Raw genomic sequence first — 26,055 nt, 5'->3', positions numbered from 1 at the left:
CGTCAGGGACTAGCGTAGTCGAGAGTGGTGCAGGTTACGGAAACCTATCCAGCACCCGGACGTCATGATCCCGTCCGGGGCAGGTCAGGGTGAGCAGTACGGTGGCCGTCCTGGTAGCGCCGGACAGCCCCGCGGAGGGCGCGTTCGGCGTCGAAACCGCTGGTGCGGGCAGCGGCGACCAGCTCGAACAGGAGATCGCCGAGCTGCTGTTCGGAGTCCATGGTTTCGACAAGCTCAGCCACAGGGCCGGCCTGATCACCCACCGGAGGTTGAGGCCGTTGAAACCCCGCCCTTGCGGCCCGGTCCAGCGACTTTTGGGCCCTAGCGAGGGCCGGGAGCCCTTGCGGAATTCCCTCGAAGGGATCACCGCGCTCCGGCTTCTCGGCCTGTTTGATGGAGTCCCAGTTCCGGACGATCTCCTCGACACTGGCCGGGAAGGTGTCCTGGAGCGAGCCGTCCGGCCGGAAGACGTGAGGGTTCCGGCGGATCATCTTTGCCGTGAGGCCCTGGACGACGTCGTCGAATCCGAAACTTCCGCGTTCCTCCGCGAGGCGGGCGTGCAGCACGACCTGGAGCAGGACATCGCCCAGCTCGCCGCGGAGCTCTGCCTCGTCTGCGCCGGTTTCGATTGTTTCGGCCACCTCAAAAGCCTCCTCGAGGAGGTACTCCACCAGCGACTCGTGCGTCAGCGCCCCCATCCAGGGGCAGTGCTCCCTGAGGGCGGCTATGACGCCCACCAGGGAGGCAACCGGAGCTGGACCGTCGTTAGGCAAGATTGGCGTAGGCGTCGTTGATGTACTCAACGAGGGCTTCCTTTTCCTCCAGCGGCAGGAAGGCGGCTTCGGCGGCATTGAGCGTGAGCTCCAGGATGTCGTCAAGGTCGTAGTCGAAGGTCTCCACAAGCAGTTCGAACTCGTCGGTGAGGGTCACGCCGCTCATCAGCCGGTTGTCCGTGTTGATCGTGACATTGAAGCCGAGCTGGTACAGCATGTCCAGCGGGTGGCTTTCGATGCCCTCGCCGAAGCCGGCGATGGCCCCGGTCTGCAGGTTGGAGGAGGGGCAAATTTCCAGCGCGATGCCGCGGTCGCGGACCCAGCTGGAGAGCTCGCCGAGGGTCACCATGCCGATGTTCTCATCGGCTTCCTCTGCGGAGTCCTCGTCATCGAATTCGACCGTGATGTCCTCGGCGATGCGCACGCCGTGGCCGAGGCGCAGGGCACGGCCGTCGACGAGGGCGGACTGGATGCTTTCGAGGCCCGCGGCTTCGCCGGCGTGGACCGTGGCGGGGAAGTTGTGCTGGGCGAGGTACGTAAAGGCATCGCGGAAGCGGGACGGCAGGAACCCGTCCTCGGCGCCGGCGATGTCGAAGCCCACTGCTCCGTTGTTACGGTGGCGGACTGCCAGTTCGGCGATCTCCTGGCCCCGGTCGGCGTGGCGCATGGCCGTGATGAGCTGGCCTACCTGGATCTCCCGGCCGGTTTCGGCAACGGCGTCCACACCGGCGTCGAGCCCTTCCTGGATGGCCTCGACCACTTCGTCGAGCGTCAGGCCCTTCTGCAGGTGCTGTTCCGGTGCCCAGCGGACTTCGCCGTACACCACGCCGTCGTCGGCGAGGTCTTCCACGAATTCCTTGGCCACCCGGAAAAGACCCTCTTTGGTCTGCATCACGGCGATGGTGTGGTCGAAGGTCTCGAGGTAGCGGACCAGGGAGCCGGAATCGGCGGACTCGCGGAACCACTCCCCCAGCGCCACGGGATCGGTGGACGGCAGCGTGTGTCCAACGGCTTCCGCCAGTTCGATGATGGTGGCCGGGCGCAGGCCGCCGTCCAGGTGGTCGTGCAGGGATACCTTGGGGAGGCTCTTGAGGTCGAAGTCGATGGCAGGGGCAGCGTCAAGAATAGGCTCAGTCACGGTTCCAACCTTAGGGTCGGACAGCGTCAGGCGCCACCCGGTGGGCAACGGCCTTGGCCGAAGCCCCGTTCAGCGGCCCGTTTCCACTTCGGCGACGGCGGGCATGGCCGGCGGTGCGACCTCGACGGCGGCGTCCCTCTCGGCGCGCACTCCAGGTTCCGGGGAGGCTTCCCTGCCGGCTCCCTTAGTGGATTCCGCCCCGGGACGTGCATCATCGTGGCGTCCCAGCCGTTTGTGCCACCAGCGCAGCAGGTGGTCGATGATGATGCCGAGGATGATGGCGAACACCACCGCAATGCCGGCACCGAGGAGCGGATTGTCATGCAGCAAGGGGAAGGAACTCGCCAGCAGGCCTATCCCGATCGAGTAACCCACCCAGGTGACGCAGGCAAGGGCATCCAGGACGAAGAACCTGCGGTGCGGGAAAGCCGTGGTGCCGGCAACGTAGTTGACCGCCACGCGGCCCCACGGGATGTACCGTGCAGTGAAGATCAGGACGGCGCCGCGCTTCTCCAGCTCATAGTGGGCCCACGCGAAGACCTTCTGTACCTTGGGCTTGCGCATCCAGCGCCAGCGTTCAAGCCCGATCTTCCGCCCGAGCATGTAGGCCATGTTGTCTCCGGCGATGGCACCGACCAGCGCCGTGACGCCAAGGATCCAGAGGTTGGGTTCACCGCTTTGGCGCGAAAATGCCGCAAGCGCCACGATGAGTGTTTCGCTGGGGACAACCATCGCAAAGCCGTCAACAAAAAAGAACACCAGCAGGATGGGATAGATCCACCATTGACCTGCGGCATGGAGCACTGCCTCATTGATAAATTCCACGCGGGGCCCTGCTCCTATAAAGTGACGGAAATCGCTATTTAGTGTCCCATGTCAGCGGCATGATCCGCTACGCTACGGCCGGGAAAAGCTGACCCGCGGTCCGGTGCTTCAACGCACCGTTCAGCGGACGCCGGACAGCCCGGTCAGGGTCCCGGTGCTGCTTCCCCTGCAGGCTCCTCAGGCAGCCGGCCGCGGAGGCGGCTGATCAGGATGTCCACGAGGATGCCGAGGAGGATCGCGCAGGCGATGGCGATGGCGGCACCCAGCAGGTGGTTGTCTTCGAACCATTGCCCGAAAAACAGCCCGATTGCCACTGAGTAGGAGGACCAAAGCGCTGCGGACAGGACGGTCAAGCCCACGAAACGAAGGTGCGGAAAATGGGTGGCGCCCGCCGTGAGGTTGACGGCCACCCGGCCGATCGGAACAAACCGGGCCACGAGGACCAGCGACGCCGGCCGTTTCCGGAGTTCCCTCCCGGCCCAGTGAAAGGCGGTCTGCATTCGCGGTCCGCGCATCCACCGCCAGCGGCGGGTGCCCACCTGCCGTCCGATCAAGTAGGCGATGTTGTCGCCGCCGAAGGCCCCCAGTGCGGCCATGAGCATCAGCAGCCACGGGTTGGGGACATCGGCGGTCGCAGCCACGGCCGCCAGGCCAACGACCACCGACTCGCTGGGGATCGGCGGGAAGAACCCGTCGATCACGCAGCATGCCAGCACCAGGAGGAGAACCCAGGGCTGTCCCGCCGCCGCGAGAATGAAGTCGTTGATAGCCTGCACAGTTTCCTAACGGCCGGGACCACCCGTTTTCTCCCCGGCCGGTCCACGGGCGGCCACTGGCGTCGCTGCTACAGGAAGCCGGCCGGGGAGAATCACGGGATCAGGCGATGCGGTCGATGATGAGTTTCTGCGCCGGCCGGGAGCCCTCCGGTGCGATGACGACGGACCCTTCGAGGGCTTCCTTGGCCCGCTCGAACTTCTCCGGGGTGTCCGTCAGTAGCGTCATCAGGGGCTCGCCTGCGCGGACCACGGCACCGGGCTTGGCGTGCAGCCGGACGCCGGCACCCGCCTGGACCTGGTCCTCCTTGCGCGCCCGGCCGGCACCTAGCCGCCACGCGGCCACGCCAACGGCCAGTGCATCCAGCTCCACGAGGACACCGTCGGCCGGCGCGTAGACGACTTCGGATTCCCTGGCAACGGGAAGCTTGGCCCGGGGGTCCCCACCTTGTGCCTCGATCATGCGGTTCCACACGTCCATGGCCCGGCCGTCCTTGAGCGCGGCGCGCGGGTCGGCGTCATGAACGCCGGCGCAGGCGAGCATCTCCTCCGCCAGCCGGACCGTCAGTTCCACGACGTCTTCCGGACCGCCGCCGGCCAGCACCTCCACGGATTCCTCAACCTCGATCGAGTTTCCGGCGGTCAGGCCCAGTGGCGTGTTCATGTTAGTCAAAAGGGCCACGGTGTTGACACCGGCATCCTTGCCCAAGGCCACCATCGTCTCGGCCAGTTCCCTGGCGCGGGCCTCGTCCTTCATAAAGGCGCCACTTCCCACCTTGACGTCGAGGACCAGTGAGCCGGTGCCCTCCGCGATCTTCTTGCTCATGATGGAGGACGCAATCAGCGGGATGGCTTCCACCGTTCCCGTGACGTCGCGCAGGGCATAGAGCTTCTTGTCCGCAGGGGCCAGCCCGGCACCCGCGGCGCAGATCACTGCCCCGACGTTTTGGAGCTGAGCCATCATTTCGTCGTTGCTCAGCCCTGCGCGCCAGCCCGGGATGGCTTCCAGCTTGTCCAGTGTGCCGCCGGTGTGGCCCAGGCCCCGGCCGGAGAGCTGTGGAACAGCCACGCCAAATACAGCAACAAGCGGTGCCAGCGGCAGCGTGATCTTGTCCCCCACTCCCCCGGTGGAGTGCTTGTCCGACGTCGGCTTCACGCTGCCGTCGGCCCGCCTCAGTCCGGAGAAGTCCATCCGTTCGCCGGACGCGATCATCGCGGCGGTCCAGCGCGAAATTTCCGCGCGGTCCATGCCGTTGAGCAGGATGGCCATGTTCAGGGCGGCCATCTGCTCGTCGGCGATCGCGCCGCGGGTATAGGCGTCGATGGTCCAGTCGATCTGGGCCGGGCTCAGGACTCCCCTGTCCCGCTTGATGCGGATGATGTCGACGGCGTCGAACGCTTCGGTGTTGCTTGGGGTTTGTGTCACCGGGGTTCCTCCAGGTGTTGGGGACCAAAGGCATCGGGTAGCACCTGGTCCATTGTCTTAATTCCCTGTGCGGTCATGAGTTCCATGTCCGGCGCCCGGAATTCGTACAGCAGCTGCCGGCAGCGCCCGCACGGCATCAGGATGTTGCCTGCGGCATCCACACAATAGAAGGCGCGCAGCAGGCCGCCTCCGGTCATGTGCAGGTTGCCCACCAGTGTGCATTCGGCGCACAGCGTCAGGCCGTAACTGGCGTTTTCGACGTTGCAGCCGCTCACCATCCGGCCGTCCGCGGTGAGGGCCGCCGCCCCCACCGCGAACTTCGAATACGGTGCATATGCGTTCTTCATGGCGTCAACGGCGGCCGCTTCGAGTGCTGCCCAGTCGACATCGCTGCCTTCCATGCCGGTGCCCGCGCGGGTCGAATCCTCGTCCACCGCCGTCAACCCTTGACGTACGGTATGCCGTCAGCCGCCGGCGGCCTGGAGCGGCCCACCAGTCCAGCCACGGCGAGCACCGTCACCAGGTAGGGCAGCATGGCCATGAACTGGCTGGGAACCGGCGTGCCGATGATAGTCACGATGCTCTGCAGGTTGTCCGCGAAGCCGAACAGCAGGGCCGCGAAGAAGGCCCCGATCGGGTTCCACCGGCCGAAGATCAGCGCGGCCAGGGCGATGAAGCCGCGTCCGCCCGAGATCTCCTTGGTGAAACTGTCGATGGCCACCAGGGTAAAGAAGGAACCGCCGATGCCTGCCACCGCTCCGCCGAGGGTGACGTTCCAGAAGCGCGTGGCGTTGACCTTGATGCCCATGGTGTCGGCGGCCTGCGGGTGTTCCCCGACGGCCCGGACGCGAAGGCCCCATTTGGTCTTGAAGAGGCCGACCCACACCACGGCGACTGCGATGTACATCAGGTAACCCACCACGGACTGCTTGAAGAGGATGGGGCCGATCACCGGGATGCTGGACAGCACGGGGATGTCGATGATGGGCAGCCGTCCCGGAGAGTTGAACTGTGCCTTGTTGGCCTGCATCACGGTGCTGAACAGGAAACCTGTCAGGCCCGAAACCAGGACGTTGAGGACCACGCCCACGATAATCTGGTTGACCAGGTATTTGATGCTGAAGACCGCCAGGACCATGGAGACGACGGCGCCGGCAACGGCCGCCGCCAGCAGCCCGATGAAGGGGCTCTTGGTCAAGGTGGCCACCATCGCGGCCGTAAACGCACCGCCCAGCAGCTGGCCCTCAATCGCGATGTTGACGACGCCCGCGCGTTCACAGAGCACACCGGAAAGGGAGCCGAAGACGAGCGGGACCGCGAGCGTCACGGAACCGGCAATGAGCCCGGCCAGCGAGATGCTCGGCGTGCGGGCGCCGCCCACCACCCAGATCAGGAACGCTGCCACGAAGAGCACGATGAAGACGATGGGCAGCCAGCCGGGAGAGGCTTGGTTACGGGTCTTGAGATACACCGCGTAGGCGGCGAGTCCCAGCATCAGGACCGACAGAACGATTCCGCCCAGAAAAGCTGGAACTTCGATGGCCGGAAGCTGGAAGAAGTCGCCGCTCGACGAAATCCCGAACTTGGCCGTCTGGTTGGGTCCCATGACACCGAAGAAAATGAACGCCACGACGCCGAGAACGGCGAGCAGTACCGGCACCTTCCACGTCACGGGCTTTGCCGAGACCGCAGGAACGCTGTCCGCGGCCGGCCGCGTTGTTCCGGGCTCCGGCTTTCCCTGCTGCGGCTTTCCCGGAACGGGCGATGTTGCTGTTGTGCTCATGCTGCACCTCCGGTGGTGGCTGCCTTCTGGGACTTACCGGCCGCTACGGCCTTCTTCTTGCGCGGGTTTAGCCCGAAGACGGCCCGCACCAGCGGCGGTGCCGCGATGAACAGCACGATCAGCGACTGGACCACGAGCACAATGTCGATCGGGGTTCCGGTCTGGATCTGCATCTGCACCGCGCCGGCGCGGAAGGCGCCGAACAGCAGTCCGGCCGCGAAGGTGCCCCACGGCGTCGAACGTCCCAGGAGTGCAACCGTGATGGCGTCGAACCCGTAAGTGGCGGCGACGCCGTCGGTCAGGACCTTTTCGGTTCCCGCCACCTGCGCCACGCCGGACATCCCGGCCAGGGCACCGGCGATCGCCATGACCAGGACCGTGGCCCGGGGCACGTTGATGCCCGCGGTCAGGGCCGCCTTGGGGTTGGCACCGACCGCGCGGAATTCAAAGCCCACGGTGGAGCGGTTAAGCAGCCACCAGACGAGAACGGTGGCGGCGATGGCCAGGACAAAGCCCAGGTGGAGCCGGTACTGGGTCCCGAAAATCTGCGGGTACACAGCGGTGGGATCCAGGATCGGCGAGATGGGGTTGGACTCCCCCGGCCGCTGGAATGCCGGCGTGTTCAGCAGGTAGCGCAGGAAGTACAGGGCGATGTAGTTGAACATGATGGTCAGGATGACCTCGTGGGCCCCAGTGCGGGCCTTCAGCAGGCCCACCAGCCCGCCCCAGAGCGCGCCGCCCACGATGCCGGCAACGAGTACCAGCAGCAGGTGCAGTCCCAGCGGCAGGTGCAGGGCGAAGCCGACCCAGGCCGCGAGGATGCCGGCCATGATGATCTGGCCCTGGGCACCGATGTTGAACAGGCCGGCGCGGAAAGCCAGCGCGACGCCGAGGCCGGCCGTGATCAGCGGAGTGGCGATGGTGAGGGTCTCCATCAGCGGAGCGAACTGCACCGCAACGCTGGAACCGCGGGGGTTGAACACGGACCCCTGGAACAGCGCGACGTACGAACGCGTCGCGGCGGTCCAGACAGCCGAGAGGAAATCCGAGGGCCGGGCAAAGAGGTAGCTTGCCGTGGCACCCACCTGCTTGTCCGTGCTAGCAATCAGTAGTCCGCCGAGGATCAGGGCAAGCAGGACCGCCAGCACCGACACCATGCCGCTGCCGGTGAAGATCCGCCGGACCAGTGTCTCCGCGCCGCCCGGAACCGTGCCGCTCTGGGCCGAGACGGGAACAGCCGAAGGCCGCATCGCCCCGCCGGCTGTGTCCAGCGCGGCGGCGGCCGCGGTCTCTTCGGCGGGCGCCTGGGGTTCGGGGCCTTGGGGCTCGGAGCTTTGGGGATCGGAACTTCGGGGTTCGGGCGCCGGGGTTGCCCTGCGGTCCGCCGCGTTTTCGTCAGCCATGTGCTTGGGCTTGTCCTGTTCAGTCATGGTCGCCTCCTTCGGCACCGGAGGTGGACGTCTGGACGGGTGTGTACCCGCTGGTCGCGCCTGCGTCCGCGTGGGCCGCGTCCGCGTGGGCTACGGCCGTTTGGGCGGCATCCGCGTGGGCGCTTTCCGGGGACAGGCCCGCCATCATCAGGCCCAGGACGTCGCGTCCGGTGCCGGAAGGGACGATGCCCACCAGCTTGCCCTTGTAGAGCACTGCGATCCGGTCCGCGAGCTCGATGACTTCGTCGAGTTCCGTGGACACAATCATCACCGGTGTTCCCTGGTCCCGTTCAGCAACAATGCGTTTGTGCAGGAACTCAATGGAACCTACATCCACGCCTCGGGTGGGCTGGGAGGCGATAAACAGCCGCAGCGGCCGGGACAGCTCCCGTGCCATCACCACTTTTTGCTGGTTTCCGCCGGAGAGGGTCCCTGCGGCCAGCGCCCCGGACGGGGTCCGGACGTCGAACTCGTCGATCCGGGACTTGGCGTTCTCAAGGATCCGGGCAGGGCTCATGCTGATGCCTTTGGCGAATGGCGGCTGATCGTAGCGGTCCAGGACCAGATTCTCCGCGATGGAGAACGTGCCGATCAGCCCGTCAACGGTCCGGTCCTCCGGGACAAAGCCGACGCCGGCCCCGAGTACTTCCTTGACGCTGCGGCCCAGGAGTTCTTCGCCGTCAAGCAGGATGGAGCCGTGGACGCGGTCCTGCAGGCCAAGGATGGCTTCCGTCAGTTCGGTCTGGCCATTGCCCTGCACTCCCGCGATGGCCAGGATTTCGCCGCGGGCAATGTCGAAGCTGATCCCGTCCACCACATGCTGGCCTGTCGGGGCGATCACGGTGAGGTCCTTGACCTGGAACGTGGTTTCCTGCGGCTTGGCCGGTGCCTTGTCCAGGGTCAGGTTGACTGCGCGGCCCACCATCATGGATGCAAGCTCGGTGGTCGAAGCACCGGGGTCCGCCGTGCCCACCACCTTTCCGCGCCGGATGACCGTGATCGTGTCGGAAACGGCCTTCACTTCGCGGAGTTTGTGGGAGATGAAGACGATCGAGGTGCCGTGGCTTTTCAGCTGGCGCATGATGTCCAGGAGTTCGTCGGTGTCCTGCGGTGTCAGCACGGCGGTGGGCTCGTCGAGGATGAGCACCTTGGCGTCGCGGACCAGGGCCTTGATGATTTCCACGCGCTGCTGGACACCAACGGGAAGATCCTCGATCAGGGCATCGGGGTCGACGTCGAAACCGTATTTGTCGGAGATCTCCTTGATCTTGCGCCGGGTGTCATCCAGGTTCAGGAAACCGCCGGCCTTGGTGGTTTCAGCGCCCAAGGCCACGTTCTCCGCAACTGTAAAGACCGGAACCAGCATGAAGTGCTGGTGCACCATGCCGATGCCCGCAGCCATCGCGTCACCCGGGCCGCGGAAGGTGACGGCCTTGCCGTCCACCAGGATTTCGCCCTCACTTGGCTCGTACAGGCCGTACAGGACATTCATCAGCGTGGACTTGCCAGCGCCGTTTTCACCCAGCAAACAATGAATTTGCCCGGGTTCAACAACCACATCGATGTGATCGTTGGCAATAAGGGAGCCGAAGCGTTTGGTGATCCCTCTGAGTTCAAGTTTCAAAACTCTGACCAATCTCGAAGCGTCCGGAAAATGTGCCCGGACGGGATATGTGGCTGCAGCACCAGCCTAGTGCCTGCAGCCTTTGGCGGAGCGGGCGGCGCCCGTTGGGAAAAGCCCGCGCCCAACGAAAAGCGCCACCGCCCGGAAGTCAGTGACCAACCGGGTGGTGGCGCTTTGCGGAGGGAACTAGGCCTTCGGGCTCGCTGCCGACTCGACCTTCAGCTTGCCGTCGACGATGTCCTTCTTGATCTGTTCCAGTTCGGTCTTCAGTTCCGCGGGAACCTGGGACTCCAGATCGTGGAACGGAGCCAGCTGCACGCCGTCGTTCGCGAGGGTGCCGACGTACGGCGTGTTGCTAAACTTGCCGTCCTTGTCTTCCTTCACGACGGTCTCCACTGCTTCGCCCATCTGCTTCATGACGGAGGAGAGCATGATGTCCTTGTAGTCAGGGGCGGTGAGGAAGCCGTCCGAGTCAACCCAGATGAGTTTGACGTCCTTGCCTGCGGCCTTGGCTTCCTTGAGTGCTGCGCCTGCGCCCTTGCCGACGGGGCCGGCAACGGGCATCACGATGTCTGCGCCCTGGTCCAGGAAGTTCTGGGTCAGCTGCTTGCCCTTGTCCTGCTTTTCGAAGTCGCCCGTGAAGCTGCCGTCCTGCTTCGCCTTGTCCCAGCCAAGGATCTTGACGTCCTTGCCCTTCTGTTCGTTGTAGTACTTCACGCCGTCGGCGTAGCCGTCCATGAAGATGGTGACAGTGGGGATCTTGATGCCGCCGAAGGTCGCCACCGTTCCGGTCTTGGTGGAGCCTGCCGCGAGGTAACCGGCCAGGAAGGCAGCCTGGGCGGTGTCGTAGATGATCGGCTTGACGTTGGTGATGGGGGTGTCGTAGCCGAAGTCGATGATGGCGAAGTGCTTGTCCGGGTTGGCGGTGGCCTGGGCCTTGGTGGCGTCGCCGAGGAGGAAGCCGACCGTGACGGTCAGGTCGCAGCCTGCAGTGACCATGGCGCGGAGGTTCGGCTCGAAGTCGTTGTTGGTCTTGGACTCGACCTGGTTGACCTTGATCCCGAGATCCTTCTCAGCCTTCTTCAGGCCTTCGTAGGAGGACTGGTTGAACGACTGGTCGTCGAATCCACCCGAGTCGGACACGATGCAGCCCGTGTAGTCGCTGGCGGTGGCGCTAGCGGTGTTGCCCGCTTCCGGGGCAGCCCCGCAGCTGGTCAGCAGGAGAGCGGCCGCCCCGGCGGTGGCAACGCCGGTCATTGAACCGCGCTTGAGGGTTGCACGCAGTGAGTTCTTCAATTTTCCTCCAGGAACAAAGAGATAGGCGCTACGACGGGAGTTCAATGAGTGTCCGTTTCGAATGCTCCACACTGAAATTCTGTTTTCACTGATGGTTTCGCAGCACTGCGCCGAGGCGCACTGATGACAGCTACTGTAGTGGCCTGGAACACGTCCGGGCAGCACGCCGCCACCCAAGCGCGGAGATTGTTGAGAACTTGTTACCTACCGGTAGCCGCCACCGCAAGTCACGTCCATTTCCCTAGATTCGGACCAGCATCTTCCCGGTGTTGGCGCCGTCGAGGAGGTCCATGAACGCCTGCGGTGCGTTTTCCAGGCCGTCCACAACTGTTTCGTCGTAGCGCACAGTGCCGTCAGCAACCCAGGCTGACACGGTCCCGACGAACTCCTCCATGTGCTGCCAATAGCCGCCGACCAGGAATCCCTTGAGGGTCAGCTGCTTGCCAATGGCCAGCATGAGGTTACGGGGGGCGGGAGTCGGTTCGGTCGAGTTGTACTGCGCAATGGCGCCGCACATGGCCACGCGGCCGCCCACCGTGAGTGCAGACAGCGCTGCTTCAAGGTGCTCACCGCCGACATTGTCAAAGTACACGTCTATCCCGCGCTCCCCCGCCGCAGCCGCGAGCTGCGCGGCCACCGGGCCGTCGTTGTAGTTGAACGCGGCGTCGAAGCCGAGCTCCAGCAGTCGTGCCACCTTTTCCGGCGACCCGGCACTGCCGATAACCCGGGACGCGCCCATCGCTTTGGCGATCTGCCCCACAAGCGAACCGACGGCACCCGCGGCTCCGGAAACGAAGACCACTTCTCCGGGCTTGAATTCAGCAACTTTGAGGAGGCCCGCGTAAGCCGTCAGGCCGGTCATGCCCAGGGCTCCGAGGAACGCCGACGCGGGCGCCAGGTCAGTGCGCGCCAGGGATGTGGCGGCGGCATCAAGCACCGCGAACTCGCGCCAGCCGAGGGAATGTACGACGACGTCCCCCACCTTGCGTTCCTCCGACCGGGACGCGATCACCTCACCGACGGCGCCGCCGTCGAGCGCTGCATCCAGCGCAAACGGCGCTGAATAGGACTTGACGTCGTTCATGCGGCCCCGCATGTAGGGATCGACGGAGATGAACTGGTTGCGGACCAGCACCTGGCCGTCCTGCAGTTCCGGGAGCTCCGACTCGGCCAGACGGAAGTTCTCCGGGACGGGCCGGCCGTGCGGACGGGATGCCAGCTGGATCTCGCGGGTTGTCCGGGGAAGGGTTGCGGTGTTGGCGCTCATGCGGCCACCTCCAGGATCTTGATGTCTACGTTGATGTTGCCGCGGGTGGCATTGGAATAGGGGCAGATCTGGTGCGCCTTGGCCACCAGCGCCTCCGCCGTCGCCAGGTCCAGGGCGGGCAAAGCAATTTCGAGCTCAGCGGCGAGGCCGTAGCCCACGCCGTCCTCGAGCGCGCCGAAGTGGATCTTGGCCGCCACGGCGGAGTCCGTAAGATCGGCCTTTTCCTTACGGCCCACCAGGCGCAGGGCTGAGTGGAAGCACGCAGCGTACCCGGCAGCGAACAGCTGTTCCGGGTTTGTGCCCTGGCCGTTCCCGCCCAGTTCCACCGGGCTGGCCAGGGTGACGTCCAGCTTGCCGTCTTGGGTGCGGGCGCTTCCGTCCCGTCCTTCGCCCGAGGCGAGGGCTTCTGCTGTGTAAAGAGTCTTCACGTGGTTCCGTTCTGTTGGAGGGAAATTCTGTTCGATCGAAATCCTGCTAGCGGGATGAATGGAGGGCGGCCGTCAGCCTGCCCAGGGTTTCCCGGAGCTGGTCGAGCTCTGCCGCGGACAGGCCGGCGGCATCTGCGAGTTGCTGGGGAATGGCCGTGGCCCGGGCGCTCAGTGCGGTGCCGGAGTCCGTGAGGAAGACCTCCACCCGGCGCTCATCCTCGGCCGAACGCCGCCGTTCCACCAGCCCCAGCGATTCGAGCCTTTTCAGCAACGGGGACAGGGTGCCCGAATCCAGGCCCAGCTCCTCCCCCAGCTCGCGGACGCTGCGGGGCTGCTCCTCCCAGAGCACCAGCATGACGAGGTATTGGGGATAGGTCAGGCCGAGCTCGTCCAGCATGGGGCGGTACACGGCCGTGGCCGCCTTGGACGCGGAGTAGAGCGCAAAGCACACCTGGCGGTTGAGTCTGGGAGCGTCGGTCATAAGAAAAACGATATCGCACAATTAGATTGTGCACAACTTATCTTGGCAAAAGAAGAGCGCGAATGGCAGCTCAAGCCCGCAGATCCGGGATTTGAGGGCTTGAGCTGTCAGTTCGCGCTCCAGGGGGTGTTGCCTAGAGGTCGCGGATGGTGCGGAGGGCTGCCGCGGTCAGGACCTGGATGCCGTACCCCAGCGCGCGCTCGTCCAGGATGTAGTCGCCCCGGTGGAGGTCGTATTCCTCACCGCCGGGAGTCTTGGTGCCGAGCCGCATCATCGCTCCCGGCAGCTCGGCCAGGAACCAGGCGAAATCCTCCCCGCCCATGGACTGGGGCGTGAGGACCACGGCACTTTCTGCGATTTCAGCGCGTGCGGCCGCCTCGATCAGGGCTGTCTCATGTTCGGAGTTGACCACCGGTGGAACGCCCCGGGTGTGCTCCAGGCGAACGTCCACGTTGTAGGGCGCAGCAACCTGGTGGACCACTTCGTCCAGGAGTTCGCCAGCACTGTGCCAGGCGTCGCGGTCCAGGCAGCGCATGGTGCCTGCCATATAGCCCGTGCCCGGGATGGCATTCGGTGCGGAGCCGGCCGAGATGTGGCCCCACACCACGGAGACTCCGCTGCGAACATCCACGCGGCGCGAGAGGACGGCCGGCACGTTGACGGCGATCTGCGCCAGCGCGAAGACGAGGTCCTCGGTGAGGTGGGGCCGTGAGGTGTGGCCGCCGCGTCCGGACAGCTCAATCCTGATCGTGTCCGACGCCGAGGTGATGGCACCGATCCGGGTGCCGATCTTGCCTACCTCGATGCGAGGGTCGCAGTGCAGGGCAAGGATGCGCGGCACGCCGTCGAGCACGCCCTGTTCGATGCAGGAGTGCGCTCCGCCGGGCATGGTCTCCTCGGCAGGCTGGAAGATGATCCGCACCGTGCCGCCCAGCGGGGATTCCTGGTGCATGCGGTGCAGCACGAGGGCGATCCCCAGCATGGTGGTGGTGTGGACATCGTGGCCGCAGGCATGGGTGACGCCGTGGTTCTTGGACGCGAACGGCAGCCCGGTTTCCTCAATGATGGGGAGGGCGTCGATGTCGCCGCGAAGGGCAGTGGCAATGGGGCCCTCCCCGACGTCGACAGTAAGGCCTGTGCCCTCAAGCCGTCGCGGCTTGAGCCCGGCAGCTTCGAGCCGTTCCGCCAGCTTGTTCGTGGTCCGGAATTCCTTGAAGGACAGTTCAGGATGCGCATGGAGGTCACGGCGGAAATCGATCAGCTCCGGCAGCAGCGGCTCCAGCCACGGCCCCACGAGGGCGGTGGGCTCGGCTTCAGTAGTGTAATTGCGCACGAAACAACTCTAGCGAGGCTGCCTCGAATACCCGCATCAGCGCCGGAGGTTACGCATCCGGGAGCCGGCTCCCGGCGCCTGGAACGGCTCAGCCCAGGCTTCCCGGGGGGGCCGGGAAGCCTGGGCTGAGTAGGGTCTGCCGGGTCCGTTTAGAGGACGTCGGTGTCGCCGCTGGCCTTGAGCGCGTCCACGGCTGCTTTGACCCGCTGGGAGTGCGCCATGGTGGTGACCAGCAAGGCGTCCGGCGTGTCAACGATGACCACGTCCTTGATGCCGATCAACGCGATGACGCGCTTGGTGTCCGTGACAACCACGCCGCTGGCGTTTTCGGTGAAGACGCGGGCGCCTTCGCCGAGGACGGTCACATCGTCCACCTCCTTGGCGCTGTTGAGCCGGCCCACGGAGGCAAAGTCGCCGACGTCGTCCCAACGGAAAGTTCCCGGCACGACGGCGACGTCCCCGGCGGCGGCGGCAGGCTCAGCGACCGCGTAGTCGATGGCGATCTTCGGCAGGGTGGGCCAGACGCGGGCGGTGACCTCATCGCGTTCAGGTGTGTCCCAGGCCTGCGCGATTTCCGTGAGCCCCTTGAAGAGTTCAGGCTGGTTCGCCTCGAGGTGCTTCAGCATCAATGACACCGGAGCAACGAACATACCCGCGTTCCAGACGTACTCACCGCTGTCCACGTACTGCTGGGCGACGTCCTCGCTGGGCTTCTCCACGAACTCCACCACGGCCTGCGCGCTCGGGGCGTCCGCAATCGACAGCTTCTGGCCCGCGCGGATGTAGCCGAACCCGGTGGACGGGTGCGTGGGCTTGATTCCGATGGTGACGATCTTTCCGGCCGCAGCCGTGTGGATGGCTTCGCGCACGGCGTCCTGGAAGAGGTCGTCGGGGCTGATCACCTGGTCCGCGGCGAAGGAACCCATGATGATCTCAGGATCCCGCTGGTACAGGATGGCGGCCGCGAGGCCGATGGCCGCGCCGGAGTCCTTGGGCTCGCTTTCCAGCACAAGATCGGACTCCTGGATCTCAGGGAGCTGGCTGCACACCGCGTTCCGGTGGGCAACGCCGGTAACAACCAGCACGCCTTTACCGGCAAGCGGCTCCAGTCGGTCGTAGGTCGCCCGCAGCAGCGTGCTGCCGGAACCGGTGAGATCGTGAAGAAATTTAGGGGCTGCTGCACGTGACAGGGGCCAGAGGCGGGTCCCCACTCCGCCTGCAGGAATTACCGCGATAAAACGGTCCAGCGGTGAATTCCGGCTTGTCACTATGTCTGTACTCATCACGGCCTACTTTAGCCGACCACCGCCCCGACACCGGCAGATGCGCTTCCGGCGGCGCCGCCGCGACAGCATAATGTGGCGTTCGTCTCAAAAATGCGCAAAAACCGCGCGGGGAGGCGTCACCAAGGAGTTCCTGAATTGAATAAGCTGTGAGCGAAGCCTAGATTTAGGCTTGAGCTTACGAGTGCTCTCGCAGCAGGCGTTCCCCCCGCGTGGATCCCATGCCAGCGCCGCTGTGTTGCAGGGAGGTTTATTCAGTGCCGACAAAACCAGCTGGCACCTTGTACCGCGGCCGTGAAGGCATGTGGTCCTGGGTTGGACACCGTATTACCGGTGTAGTGATTTTCTTCTTCTTGTTGGTCCATGTGCTGGACACCTCATTGGTGCGCGTGTCCCCCGAGGCATACACCGCCGTGATCGGCGCCTACAAGAACCCCCTGATGGCCCTGGGTGAAACGGGCCTTGTCGCAGCGATCGTGTTCCACGCCTTCAACGGCCTGCGGATCATCGCCGTCGACTTCTGGAAGAAGGGCGCGAAGTACCAGCGCCAAATGCTGTGGACGGTCCTGGTCCTCTGGGTCATCGTCATGGTGGGCTTCTCCATCCGCCACCTTTCCCTCGCCTTCGGAGGTCACTAAGCCATGACTGCAACCATTCAGAGTCCCCGCAGTGGAAAAGACGGCGGCAAGCCGGGCGCAGGACTGATTGCCCCCAAGTACCGCCGCAGCGGCGCTTCCAAGGGCAACTTCGAAATGGCTGCCTGGCTGTTCATGCGGCTTTCGGGCGTTGTCCTGGTAGTCCTGATCTTCGGGCACCTGTTCGTCAACCTCATGGTAGGCGAGGGCATCCATGCCATTGACTTCGGTTTCGTGGCCGGCAAGTGGGCCGATCCGTTCTGGCAGTTCTGGGACCTGGCCATGCTCTGGCTTGCCATGCTGCACGGCACGAACGGTGTCCGCACCATCATCAACGACTACGCCGAGAAGGATTCCACACGCTTCTGGCTGAAGATCGTCCTTTACGCCGCAACGGCTGTCATCATCATCCTGGGCACCCTGGTGATCTTCACCTTCAACCCGTGCCCGCTGGACGTCAACGGCGTACCGCTGCCCGGCGGCTTCTGCCCCGCAGCCTAGCGGCACCTTCCTCCCAGGGGGATCAGCCGTGCCCGCACTGAGCGGGCCGACGGTTTTACGGTGCAGGCTCCGCCCGCCCGTGGTTTTATAGCGAATTTTGAGAGAAAGAGCGTCTGGTATGCAGGTCCATAAGTACGACGTCGTCATCGTCGGTGCCGGTGGCGCTGGCATGCGCGCCGCGATCGAATCCGGTCAGCGCGCGCGCACAGCAGTACTGACCAAGCTCTACCCCACCCGCTCGCACACCGGTGCGGCGCAGGGTGGCATGTGTGCGGCACTGGCCAATGTCGAGGAAGACAACTGGGAGTGGCACACGTTCGACACCATTAAGGGCGGCGACTACCTGGTGGACCAGGACGCGGCCGAGGTCATGGCGAAAGAAGCCATCGACGCCGTGCTGGACCTGGAAAAAATGGGCCTGCCGTTCAACCGCACGCCGGAAGGACGGATTGACCAGCGCCGCTTCGGCGGCCACACCCGTGACCACGGCAAAGCCCCTGTCCGCCGGGCCTGCTACGCGGCTGACCGCACGGGCCACATGATCCTGCAGACGCTGTACCAAAACTGTGTCAAGCACAACGTTGAGTTCTACAACGAGTACTACGTCCTGGACCTCCTGACGGTTGAGGAAGACGCAGTCCGCGAAGACGGCACGCCGTACAAGCAGAAGCGTGTTGCCGGCGTCGTGTCCTACGACCTCGCTTCCGGCGAACTGCACGTGTTCCAGGCCAAGTCGGTGGTGTTCGCCTCCGGCGGCGCCGGCAAGGTCTTCAAGACCACGTCCAACGCCCACACCCTGACCGGCGACGGCATGGGCATTGCGTTCCGCCGCGGCATTCCCCTGGAGGACATGGAGTTCTTCCAATTCCACCCGACCGGCCTTGCCGGCCTGGGCATCCTGCTGTCGGAAGCCGCGCGTGGCGAAGGCGCCATCCTGCGCAACTCCGAGGGTGAACGCTTCATGGAGCGCTACGCCCCCACCATCAAGGACCTTGCACCGCGTGACATCGTGGCCCGCTCCATGGCGAACGAAGTCCGCGAAGGCCGCGGCTGTGGACCGAACAAGGACTACGTGCTCCTTGACCTGACCCACCTCGAGCCCGCGCACATCGACGCCAAGCTGCCGGACATCACCGAGTTTGCGCGCACGTACCTCGGTGTTGAGCCCTACACGGAGCCGGTTCCGGTGTTCCCGACGGCGCACTACGCCATGGGCGGCATCCCGACCAACATCACCACCGAAGTCCTGCAGGATAACGACACCGTGGTGCCGGGTCTCTACGCGGCCGGCGAAGTGGCCTGTGTTTCGGTTCACGGCTCCAACCGCCTGGGCACCAACTCGCTGCTGGACATCAACGTGTTCGGCAAGCGCGCCGGCATCGCCGCCGCGGAGTACGCCAAGACGGCTGACTTCGTGGACCTCCCGGCCGACCCGGAGGCGTACACCATCGAACTGCTGGACATCGCCCGCAACGGCACCGGCGACGAGAAGGTGGCCGTGATCCGCAAGGAACTCCAGGACACCATGGACGCCAACATGCAGGTGTTCCGCACGGCTGACACGCTGAACCAGGTCCTCAGGGACATCGAGTCCTTCGAAGAGCGGTACAAGCGCATCAGCGTCCAGGACAAGGGCAAGCGCTTCAACCTTGACCTGCTGGAGGCCGTTGAACTCGGCTTCCTGCTGGAACTGGCCAAGGTCATGACGGTGGCAGCCCTGCACCGGGAGGAGTCCCGCGGCGGACACTTCCGCGAGGACTTCCCGGAACGTGACGACGAAAAATTCATGAAGCACTCCATGGCGTACAAGGACGACCACGCCCCGGCTGACGGCTCTGCGGAAGCAATTGCCGGCATCCGCCTGGCCACCAAACCGGTTGTCTTTACCCGCTACGAGCCGATGGTGAGGAAGTACTAAGATGTCCGCCGAACTTGCTGAGCCAGCCTCAAAGATCGAACTGCCCGCGCACATCGGAGGCGGCGGAGAGATCCCGACATTCGACGTCACCCTGCGCGTGCGCCGTTACAACCCTGAGGTTTCCGAGGAAGCCACCTGGGACGACTTCAAGGTCACCATGTACGGCACCGACCGCGTGCTGGACGCCCTGCACAAGGTCAAGTGGGAAATTGACGGCAGCGTCTCCTTCCGCCGCTCCTGCGCCCACGGCGTCTGCGGTTCCGACGCCATGCGCATCAACGGCCGCAACCGCCTCGCGTGCAAGACCCTGCTGAAGGACCTGGACACGACCAAGCCCATCACCGTGGAACCCATCAAGGGCCTGCCGGTGGAGAAGGACCTGATCGTGGACATGGAGCCGTTCTTCCAGTCCTTCCGTGAAGTCATGCCGTTCCTTATCAACAAGGGCCACGAGCCCACCAAAGAACGCCTGCAGTCCGCCGAGGACCGTGAGCGCTTCGACGACACCACCAAGTGCATCCTGTGCGCCGCGTGCACGTCGTCCTGCCCGGTCTTCTGGACCGACGGCCAGTACTTCGGCCCGGCAGCGATCGTCAACGCCCACCGCTTCATCTTCGATTCCCGTGATGACGCCGGCGACATGCGCTTGGAGATCCTCAACGACAAGGAAGGCGTGTGGCGCTGCCGCACCACCTTCAACTGCACCGAAGCATGCCCCCGCGGCATCCAGGTCACGCAGGCGATCGCAGAGGTCAAGCAGGCAATCCTCTCCCGCAAGATCTAGCACCCGCTAACCACGAAAACCACGACGACGGCGCCTCTCACCTTTCAGGTGGGGGCGCCGTCGTCGTTTCAAGGCACTTTAGCGCCACCCAACGAAAGGGTCCCCATGTCCCGGTCCGAAAAAGTCAGTTTCGAAGGATCCACCGGCGAATTGCTCTCCGGCATCGTCGACATGCCGGAAGGCCCGGTGAAGGGCTGGGGTGTGTTCTCGCACGGGTTCACGCTGGGTAAGGACAGCCCGTCGGCGTCCAGGATGTGCAAGGCGCTGGCCGACAACGGGGTGGGGATGCTCCGCTTCGACAACCTGGGGCTGGGCGATTCCGCCGGTTACTGGTCCGAAGGCTCCTTCAGCCACAAGGTGGCGGACACCGTCAAGGCAGCGGAGTTCATGCGCGCCGAAGGACGGCCGGTCTCGCTGCTGGTGGGGCACTCGTTCGGCGGAGCCGCCGTCCTGGCGGCGGCAAAGGAGATTCCGGAGCTTGACGCCGTGGCCACCGTGGGAGCCCCGTTCTCACCCAAGCACGTGGCCCACGTGTTTGATGCAGCGCTGGACCGGATCCTCAACGAAGGCAGCGCGGAGGTGGACCTGGGCGGCAAGCGCGTGGAAATCCGCCGGCACTTCGTGGAGGACCTGGAGAACGCGGACCTGACCGACTGCATCAAGCGGCTCGGAAAGCCCCTGATGGTGCTCCACTCCCCCACGGACAACACGGTGGGAATCGAAAATGCCAGCACAATTTTCCAGACGGCACGGCACCCGCGCAGCTTCGTCTCGTTGGAAGGGAGTGACCACCTGCTGACCGGCAAGGGTCAGGCCGCCCGGGCTGCGAAGATCATTTCCGCCTGGGCCGACCAGTACCTCGACGCCGGGCGGTAGCGGCGAGCTACTTGCCGATGGCCGCCTTGCTTTCGCTGATCCACTGCTCCGCGGCTTTTTCCGGCGAGAGCCGCTTGAACAGGACATCGGTGTTGATGCGGGCCGTGATCTCGGAGACGGCTGTTGAACCGGTGGGGCCAATGAAGGTAGGCGCAAAGTCCATCTTGCCTATCTGGTCGATGTAAGCTGCCTCGATCTTGCCCTGCGGCGTCAGCATGTCCTGGATCGCAGTGCGCATTCCGGAGTTACTGGGCACGCCGCGGTCGCTCTGAATAATCTTTGCGGCGGATGCGTCGTTCACCAGGAAGTTCACCAGCTTCGCGGCGGCATCGGTGTGCTTGCTGCGGGCAGAGATCGTGTAGAACTGCGAAGACTGCAGCCAGATGCCCGGGGTCGGGGTTTCGCCGGGGAGCCTAAGAAGCTTCAGGTCCGCCCCCGAGGCCTTGCTGAGTGCGGCGAGAGAGTTGCTCCACGTGAGCATCATCCCGGCCTTGCCCATGCCCATCAATGTCTGCTCGGTGCTGACGTTTAGCTTTTCCACGGTCTCCGAGGCACCGGGCGCAGCTCCCGATTCACTCAGCTTCACCGAGTAGTCGAAGTAGTCCTGCACCGTCTCCTTGCCCAGTCCGAGCTGCCCGTCCTGGGTGTAGAGCGACTCGCCGCGTTGGCGGGCAAAGGCGTCCAGCGAATCGTGCGTGAGGACGGTTGCCGTCCCATAGGTGCCCTTAGGGCTCTTGGCTGTCACGTCGGCAGCCAGCCTGGCGAAATCATCCCAGGTCCACGTGCTGTCATCCGGAAGCGCAACGCCGGCGGCCTGCAGGACGCCGGGGTTCACGACGATCGCCAACGCGTTGGCTCCGGTGGAGACCCCGTACTGCTTGCCTTGCACCTGGCCGTTCTCCAGGGCTCCCTGGTCCGTCTTGGAGAGGTCCAGGGAGCCGCTGACCTTGGACAGGTCCAGCAGTGCGCCGCGGTTGGCGTACTCGGCCGGATAGGCGCCGCCCATGGTGATCACGTCGGGTGCATCGTTGGCGGCCATCTGCGTGGCCAGTTTGTCGAAGTAGCCGCTAATGTCCCCATACTCAGGTTTGACCTTGATGGTGGGGTTGGCGGCTTCGAACTCCTTGATGGCCTTGTTGGTCAGCTCGGCGCGGCCCGCGTTGCCCCACCAGGAGAAGCGGATTTCAACGTTGCCGTCCTCGGGCTGGTTGGTCGACGGACTGGAACACGCTGTGAGGCCGAGCAGGCTCAGCGCAGAAACTACGGCGATCGTTTTGCGGAGGGTTCGGGTAGTTATACGCGCCATTGGGCAGACATCCTTAGCTGTCAGAAAACGGTTCCTGAAACGTATCAAGAGGCCCTTCCGGCGTCAATAGACCCCAGCGTGCCGCACGGGTTGACACCGCTCGTCGGAGGGGCAACGATTGAATCGTTTCGGAAACCGGTTTCTAAGATCGCCGGATCAGACCCAGCAGCAGTCAAAGCAGACAGCCCAGGAGGGCATGCAGCGTGCATAGCCAGAGCATCAGCGCCCCATCGGAATCCGCCACCACACCCGCCGACGCCATCGACAGGAAGGCACTGGCCCGCCGGCACAACGTTCGGCAGGAGAATCTCGATCCGCAAAGCCCGGTGTCCGTCGGCAACGGGGAGTTCGCCTTCACCGTGGATCTGACCGGACTCCAATCGCTGCCGGATGCCTACCCGGTCGGGGCACGCGATAATCTGCCACCGGGGACACTGCTCGGCACGCAGGCGCAGTGGGGATGGCATGCCAGTCCTCCTCCCCGCCCGTACGGGCTCGCCGGATCGACGGTCCTCTACGACTCGCCCCGCGGGCCGGTTCCGTACGTGGACATGGCGGGCGACATCGTGAAGGACCGCGAGACTGACGCCTCCCGGGCGGAAACCTGGCTCCGGGCCAACCCCCACCGCCTCGACCTGGCACGCATAGGCTTCCGCTGGGCGGACGACGGGTCAGAGCGGGCCCTCACCGAAGCCGACCTTTCCGGTGCCGTGCAAACGCTCGATCTGTGGACGGGAGTGGTGAGCAGCAGTTTCACGCTGGGCGGCCACCCGGTAACGGTCACCACCGCGTGCCACCCCGATCGGGACGAACTCGGGATCCGGGTGGATTCACCCGCTCTCGCAAAGGGCCTGATGGTTGGCGTCAGCTTCCCGTACGGCTCTGAAGCGTGGCACGACGCCGCCGACTGGAACCGCGAGAACGCCCACAGCACCTTCCTGGAGGGGCCGGTAGCGCCGGCCGCGGATCCCGGAGCCGCCAGTTGGACGGTCCGCCGCCAACTCGACAACGCCCGGTACCGCGTGGTGATCTCAGGGCGGGACGTGAGCGTGCAACAGGCCGCCCCGCACAGCCTCCGGATCGTTCCCGAGGCACCGGCCGGCAGGGACAAACCTGGCCTCCTCGATCTCTCCATCGCCTTCATCTCCGCCGGAGACGGCGACTGCATTCCGCGGGGTAACAACAGACTGACACGGGTAGCCCCCACACCCGGGCAGGGGGATGCAGGCGGGAGCGCCGTCGGGCTTTCCGCGGGCAGCAGTGCCATCGCCGCATCGGAGGCCTATTGGCCGCAGTTCTGGACCTCGGGCGGGGCCATTGAGCTTGACGCGACGGACGATCCCAGGGCGAAGGAGCTGGAGCGGCGGATAGTCCTCTCCCAATACCTCACGGCCGTCAACTGCTCGGGGTCGCTCCCGCCGCAGGAAACCGGCCTGGTCTGCAATTCCTGGCGCGGCCGCTTCCACTTGGAAATGCACTGGTGGCACGCGGCGCACTTTGCCCTCTGGAACCGCGCGGACCTCCTGCTTCCGTCGCTGCGGTGGTACTCCACCGTCCTGGAAAGCTCGCGCCGGACCGCAAAGGCCCAGGGCTTCGACGGCGTTCGCTGGCCCAAGCAGGTCGGCCCTGAGGGCAGGGAGAGCCCCAGCCCCATCGGGACATTCCTTATCTGGCAGCAACCGCACCCAATCCACCTCTCCGAACTCGTCTACCGGGCCAATCCCTCCCGGGACGTTCTGGAGGAGTTCGCCGAGATCGTCTTCGAATCCGCCGATTTCATGGCCGGCTTCGCCCACCCCACGGCCCGCGGGTTCGAACTGGGGCCGCCCCTGGTTCCTGCCCAGGAAAGCTACGGGTCGATGCGCGCAACTGTCACGAATCCCACCTTCGAGCTTGCCTACTGGCAGTGGGGTCTCCGGATCGCATCCGAGTGGCGCGAACGGCTGGGACTCGAACCCGTCGAAGCCTGGACAGAAGTTGCCGACGCCTTGGTGTCCCCGCGCATCGTCAACGGCGTCTACGCTGCGATCGACGTGGAACCCTTCACGATCCGCACCGACCACCCCTCGATGCTCTGCGGCCTGGGGGTCCTGCCGAAGACGGACCTGATCGACACGGACGTCATGCGGGCAACGCTCGCCGACGTCCTGGCAGGCTGGGACTGGGACAGCACGTGGGGCTGGGACTACCCTGTCATGGCCATGACCGCAGCCCGCCTCGAAGACCCGGAGACCGCCGTCGACTCCCTGCTGCTGGCTGCCGGCAAGAACGTAGTGCTCCCAAACGGCCACAACCGCCAAACGGATTCCTTGCCGCTCTATCTGCCCGGCAATGGCGGGCTCCTTGCCGCCGCGGCGTTGATGGCGGCAGGCTGGGACAACGGCCCCGGGCGGCATGCCCCCGGATTCCCGGCCGACTGGACGGTGGCCTGGGAGGGATTGGTGGCTGCGCCTTAAGCCGCGGGGCCCGTCAGGTTTGGGGAGGCAGGCGGCGCGAACCCAGGACCTTCTTTCGGGGTAGGTCCGACGTCTTCAGGTCCTCTTCCCTGACGGCCGACCAGGCCGCTGACACCAAATAGACCTGGCTGACAAGGTTGAACCAGATGAGCAGCCCGATGATGATCGCGAAGGGCGCAAGAATCGGGTTGCGTCCGGCGCTGGCAAGCAGCTCAGTGCTGAAGATCTGTAGCACCGTGGTTCCCACGGCCGACAGGATGGTTCCTTCAAGCAGGGCCTGCCGGGAAAGTTTCAGGCCTGCCGCCAGCCGGAACATGATCAGCGCGGTCACCCAGCCCAGCGCCAGCGGCACGCCCACCTTGATGGCCGTCGTCAGCGGCCAGGCCATCACCGGATCGAGCTGCAGCTGCTCAGTAACCCACCCGGCTGCGGTTCCGAAAATCAGCGAGGCGGCGGCGCTCAGCACCAGTGCCACGCCGAGCAGCAGCAAGATGCCGGCGTCCCGCAGTATCTGCAGGACCGGGTTCATCCCGCGGGGGCCGAGCTGCATCATGCCCCGCACGCCGTCTCGGATGCCGCTGATCCAGCCCAGGGCTGTGAAAACCGTCACTGCGGCTGCGATCACCGCGGCCCAGCCCAGTCCCGAGGGGTTCAGCAGCTGATAGGGGTCCACCAGCCCCTCGCCGCCGTCGACCTTCATGAGGCCGGGCGCAGCCTTGGCAATGCTCTTGATGACCTGATCCAGCAGGGCCGGCTGCCCGCTGAGCACGAGACCGGCAAGGGAAAGGCCGGTGGCCAGCAGACCTGTGATGGAGAAGAACATCCTGAAGCCGATACCGGCCGCCATGAGCGGACCGTGCTGCAGGTTGTAGTGCTGGAAGGCACGCATGGGACGGAAAGAATTGAGGCGCGCAAGCAGCCACTGGAACATGGCGGACAGGCCGGCCAAGGCGCCGCTGCCGGACCTGCGCGCCCTGCTCCACTCGACCTTCTTCCGGCTCACTTCCAGCTTCAGCCGGGCGCGCTCCGTGGGAAGCGGAGGATTATCGCCGGCGTGCCCCGCCTGGGCCGCTAGTGCCGGACGTGCCTCCGGTGGGGTCAGTTTCGATGCCAAAGTCGAGTTCTTCCCGTAGCTGCCAAATGCCGTTGATGTCGTGCTCGTACAGCCCCATGCTAACCACAGGGAACGTGGCCCGGTAATCCTTCAGGACCGCTTCGGCCTCGTCCAGGCTCTCCGGCGCCACGTCGTGGGCAATGGTCACATGCGGGTGGTAGGCAAAGGGCAGTTCGCGTTCCAGCGGCCCGGTCTGCAGCTGTTCGTGCAGGTTGACGCAGTGCCCGAAGCCGTCTTCGACGTTGAGGAAAACCACCGGGGACACGGGCCTGAACGATCCGGTACCCGCGATGGTGACGGTGAACGGCTGCTGCCTGCGCGCGACCTCGCGGACATGGCTTCGCGTGGCCTCCCAGTCCTTGGTGGGAGTGGTGGTGACCAGCGTGATGTGCGCAGGAATGACGCCGGCCATGGGGTCCCCGAACGATGCCCGCCAGCGCTGGAGTTCCTCGGCAATGTCCGGCGGGAAGCCCAGGATGACACCGACGCTCATCTCGTCGGTCCTGGCTTGCCGCTTGCGTGGCGCTGTGCCCCGGATCATGGCAGCGTCATCATCGGCGCCAACGAATTTTCCCTCTCCGCGGTATGCAGGGGAGGTTTCGTTT

Annotated in this window: 24 protein-coding genes; 6 read left to right on the top strand and 18 right to left on the bottom strand. The window is 65.1% G+C overall.

What is annotated here, in order from left to right:
• Positions 1–62: 62 nt before the first annotated feature.
• The 15 genes from ARTH_RS05810 to ARTH_RS05740 all read right to left on the bottom strand — a co-directional run bounded on the left by ARTH_RS05810 (position 63) and on the right by ARTH_RS05740 (position 15,860).
• Positions 63–698, bottom strand: a complete 636-nt coding sequence (locus ARTH_RS05810; RefSeq protein ID WP_043429517.1) for a MazG nucleotide pyrophosphohydrolase domain-containing protein — start codon at positions 696–698, stop codon at positions 63–65.
• A 67-nt stretch (positions 699–765) separates the two neighbouring features.
• Positions 766–1,911, bottom strand: coding sequence for an adenosine deaminase (locus tag ARTH_RS05805; protein WP_011691006.1), 1,146 nt, complete (start codon positions 1,909–1,911; stop codon positions 766–768).
• A 69-nt stretch (positions 1,912–1,980) separates the two neighbouring features.
• Positions 1,981–2,736 (bottom strand): DedA family protein, encoded by a 756-nt coding sequence (locus ARTH_RS05800; RefSeq protein ID WP_011691005.1) that lies wholly within the window; start codon positions 2,734–2,736, stop codon positions 1,981–1,983.
• A 143-nt stretch (positions 2,737–2,879) separates the two neighbouring features.
• Positions 2,880–3,512 carry a DedA family protein gene (locus ARTH_RS05795; protein ID WP_011691004.1) on the bottom strand — a complete coding sequence of 211 codons (633 nt, stop codon included), beginning with the start codon at positions 3,510–3,512 and terminating at the stop codon, positions 2,880–2,882.
• Positions 3,513–3,612: 100 nt separating this feature from the next.
• Positions 3,613–4,935, bottom strand: a complete 1,323-nt coding sequence (locus tag ARTH_RS05790) for a thymidine phosphorylase (RefSeq protein ID WP_011691003.1) — start codon at positions 4,933–4,935, stop codon at positions 3,613–3,615.
• Positions 4,932–5,336: a cytidine deaminase gene (locus tag ARTH_RS05785; protein WP_043430441.1), complete on the bottom strand. Its 405-nt coding sequence runs from the start codon at positions 5,334–5,336 to the stop codon at positions 4,932–4,934. The genes ARTH_RS05790 and ARTH_RS05785 overlap by 4 nt, the downstream gene beginning before the upstream one ends.
• Before the next feature lie 38 nt (positions 5,337–5,374).
• Complete coding sequence (locus ARTH_RS05780; protein ID WP_011691001.1) at positions 5,375–6,718, bottom strand: ABC transporter permease; 1,344 nt, start codon at positions 6,716–6,718, stop codon at positions 5,375–5,377.
• On the bottom strand, positions 6,715–8,148 hold the full coding sequence (locus ARTH_RS05775) for an ABC transporter permease (RefSeq protein WP_043429514.1): 1,434 nt from the start codon (positions 8,146–8,148) through the stop codon (positions 6,715–6,717). Before ARTH_RS05775 ends, ARTH_RS05780 begins: the two co-directional genes overlap by 4 nt.
• Entirely contained in the window at positions 8,141–9,772 is a 1,632-nt protein-coding gene (locus ARTH_RS05770) for an ABC transporter ATP-binding protein (protein WP_043429509.1), read from the bottom strand. Before ARTH_RS05770 ends, ARTH_RS05775 begins: the two co-directional genes overlap by 8 nt.
• Before the next feature lie 186 nt (positions 9,773–9,958).
• A complete protein-coding gene (locus ARTH_RS05765; protein ID WP_043429508.1) occupies positions 9,959–11,068 on the bottom strand; it encodes a BMP family lipoprotein in 1,110 nt (369 codons plus the stop codon).
• Between the two features lie 241 nt (positions 11,069–11,309).
• Positions 11,310–12,335, bottom strand: a complete 1,026-nt coding sequence (locus tag ARTH_RS05760) for an NADP-dependent oxidoreductase (RefSeq protein WP_011690997.1) — start codon at positions 12,333–12,335, stop codon at positions 11,310–11,312.
• On the bottom strand, positions 12,332–12,763 hold the full coding sequence (locus ARTH_RS05755) for an organic hydroperoxide resistance protein (protein ID WP_011690996.1): 432 nt from the start codon (positions 12,761–12,763) through the stop codon (positions 12,332–12,334). Before ARTH_RS05755 ends, ARTH_RS05760 begins: the two co-directional genes overlap by 4 nt.
• A gap of 46 nt (positions 12,764–12,809) precedes the next feature.
• On the bottom strand, positions 12,810–13,244 hold the full coding sequence (locus ARTH_RS05750; RefSeq protein ID WP_011690995.1) for a MarR family winged helix-turn-helix transcriptional regulator: 435 nt from the start codon (positions 13,242–13,244) through the stop codon (positions 12,810–12,812).
• 133 nt (positions 13,245–13,377) lie between these two features.
• Positions 13,378–14,577, bottom strand: coding sequence for an amidohydrolase (locus ARTH_RS05745; protein WP_011690994.1), 1,200 nt, complete (start codon positions 14,575–14,577; stop codon positions 13,378–13,380).
• A 149-nt stretch (positions 14,578–14,726) separates the two neighbouring features.
• Positions 14,727–15,860: a mannose-1-phosphate guanylyltransferase gene (locus ARTH_RS05740; RefSeq protein WP_011690993.1), complete on the bottom strand. Its 1,134-nt coding sequence runs from the start codon at positions 15,858–15,860 to the stop codon at positions 14,727–14,729.
• A 257-nt stretch (positions 15,861–16,117) separates the two neighbouring features.
• Here ARTH_RS05740 and sdhC point away from each other — a divergent pair, with 257 nt between their 5' ends.
• The 5 genes from sdhC (at position 16,118) to ARTH_RS05715 (ending at position 20,574) form a co-directional block, all read left to right on the top strand.
• Positions 16,118–16,498: a succinate dehydrogenase, cytochrome b556 subunit gene (gene sdhC / locus ARTH_RS05735; protein WP_011690992.1), complete on the top strand. Its 381-nt coding sequence runs from the start codon at positions 16,118–16,120 to the stop codon at positions 16,496–16,498.
• A gap of 3 nt (positions 16,499–16,501) precedes the next feature.
• Positions 16,502–16,996: a succinate dehydrogenase hydrophobic membrane anchor subunit gene (locus ARTH_RS05730; protein ID WP_011690991.1), complete on the top strand. Its 495-nt coding sequence runs from the start codon at positions 16,502–16,504 to the stop codon at positions 16,994–16,996.
• Positions 16,997–17,114: 118 nt separating this feature from the next.
• Positions 17,115–18,914 (top strand): succinate dehydrogenase flavoprotein subunit, encoded by a 1,800-nt coding sequence (gene sdhA / locus ARTH_RS05725; protein ID WP_011690990.1) that lies wholly within the window; start codon positions 17,115–17,117, stop codon positions 18,912–18,914.
• 1 nt (position 18,915) lies between these two features.
• The gene (locus tag ARTH_RS05720; RefSeq protein ID WP_011690989.1) at positions 18,916–19,698 is read left to right on the top strand and encodes a succinate dehydrogenase iron-sulfur subunit; all 783 of its coding nucleotides are present in this window, start codon (positions 18,916–18,918) and stop codon (positions 19,696–19,698) included.
• 105 nt (positions 19,699–19,803) lie between these two features.
• Entirely contained in the window at positions 19,804–20,574 is a 771-nt protein-coding gene (locus ARTH_RS05715; RefSeq protein ID WP_011690988.1) for an alpha/beta hydrolase family protein, read from the top strand.
• Positions 20,575–20,581: 7 nt separating this feature from the next.
• Here ARTH_RS05715 and ARTH_RS05710 read toward each other — a convergent pair whose 3' ends face one another.
• Complete coding sequence (locus ARTH_RS05710; protein ID WP_011690987.1) at positions 20,582–21,880, bottom strand: ABC transporter substrate-binding protein; 1,299 nt, start codon at positions 21,878–21,880, stop codon at positions 20,582–20,584.
• Between the two features lie 203 nt (positions 21,881–22,083).
• Here ARTH_RS05710 and ARTH_RS05705 point away from each other — a divergent pair, with 203 nt between their 5' ends.
• On the top strand, positions 22,084–24,336 hold the full coding sequence (locus tag ARTH_RS05705; RefSeq protein WP_011690986.1) for a hypothetical protein: 2,253 nt from the start codon (positions 22,084–22,086) through the stop codon (positions 24,334–24,336).
• A gap of 13 nt (positions 24,337–24,349) precedes the next feature.
• Here ARTH_RS05705 and ARTH_RS05700 read toward each other — a convergent pair whose 3' ends face one another.
• Both ARTH_RS05700 and ARTH_RS05695 read right to left on the bottom strand, forming a co-directional pair.
• Positions 24,350–25,450 carry a YihY/virulence factor BrkB family protein gene (locus ARTH_RS05700; protein WP_011690985.1) on the bottom strand — a complete coding sequence of 367 codons (1,101 nt, stop codon included), beginning with the start codon at positions 25,448–25,450 and terminating at the stop codon, positions 24,350–24,352.
• On the bottom strand, positions 25,380–25,991 hold the full coding sequence (locus ARTH_RS05695; protein ID WP_156810772.1) for a 2'-5' RNA ligase family protein: 612 nt from the start codon (positions 25,989–25,991) through the stop codon (positions 25,380–25,382). Before ARTH_RS05695 ends, ARTH_RS05700 begins: the two co-directional genes overlap by 71 nt.
• Positions 25,992–26,055 lie beyond the last annotated feature (64 nt).

The sequence above is a fragment of the Arthrobacter sp. FB24 genome (assembly GCF_000196235.1).
Taxonomy (GTDB): Bacteria; Actinomycetota; Actinomycetes; order Actinomycetales; family Micrococcaceae; genus Arthrobacter.
The sequence above is the reverse complement of the archived record's forward strand: the minus strand, read 5'-3'. Positions and strand labels throughout refer to the sequence as shown.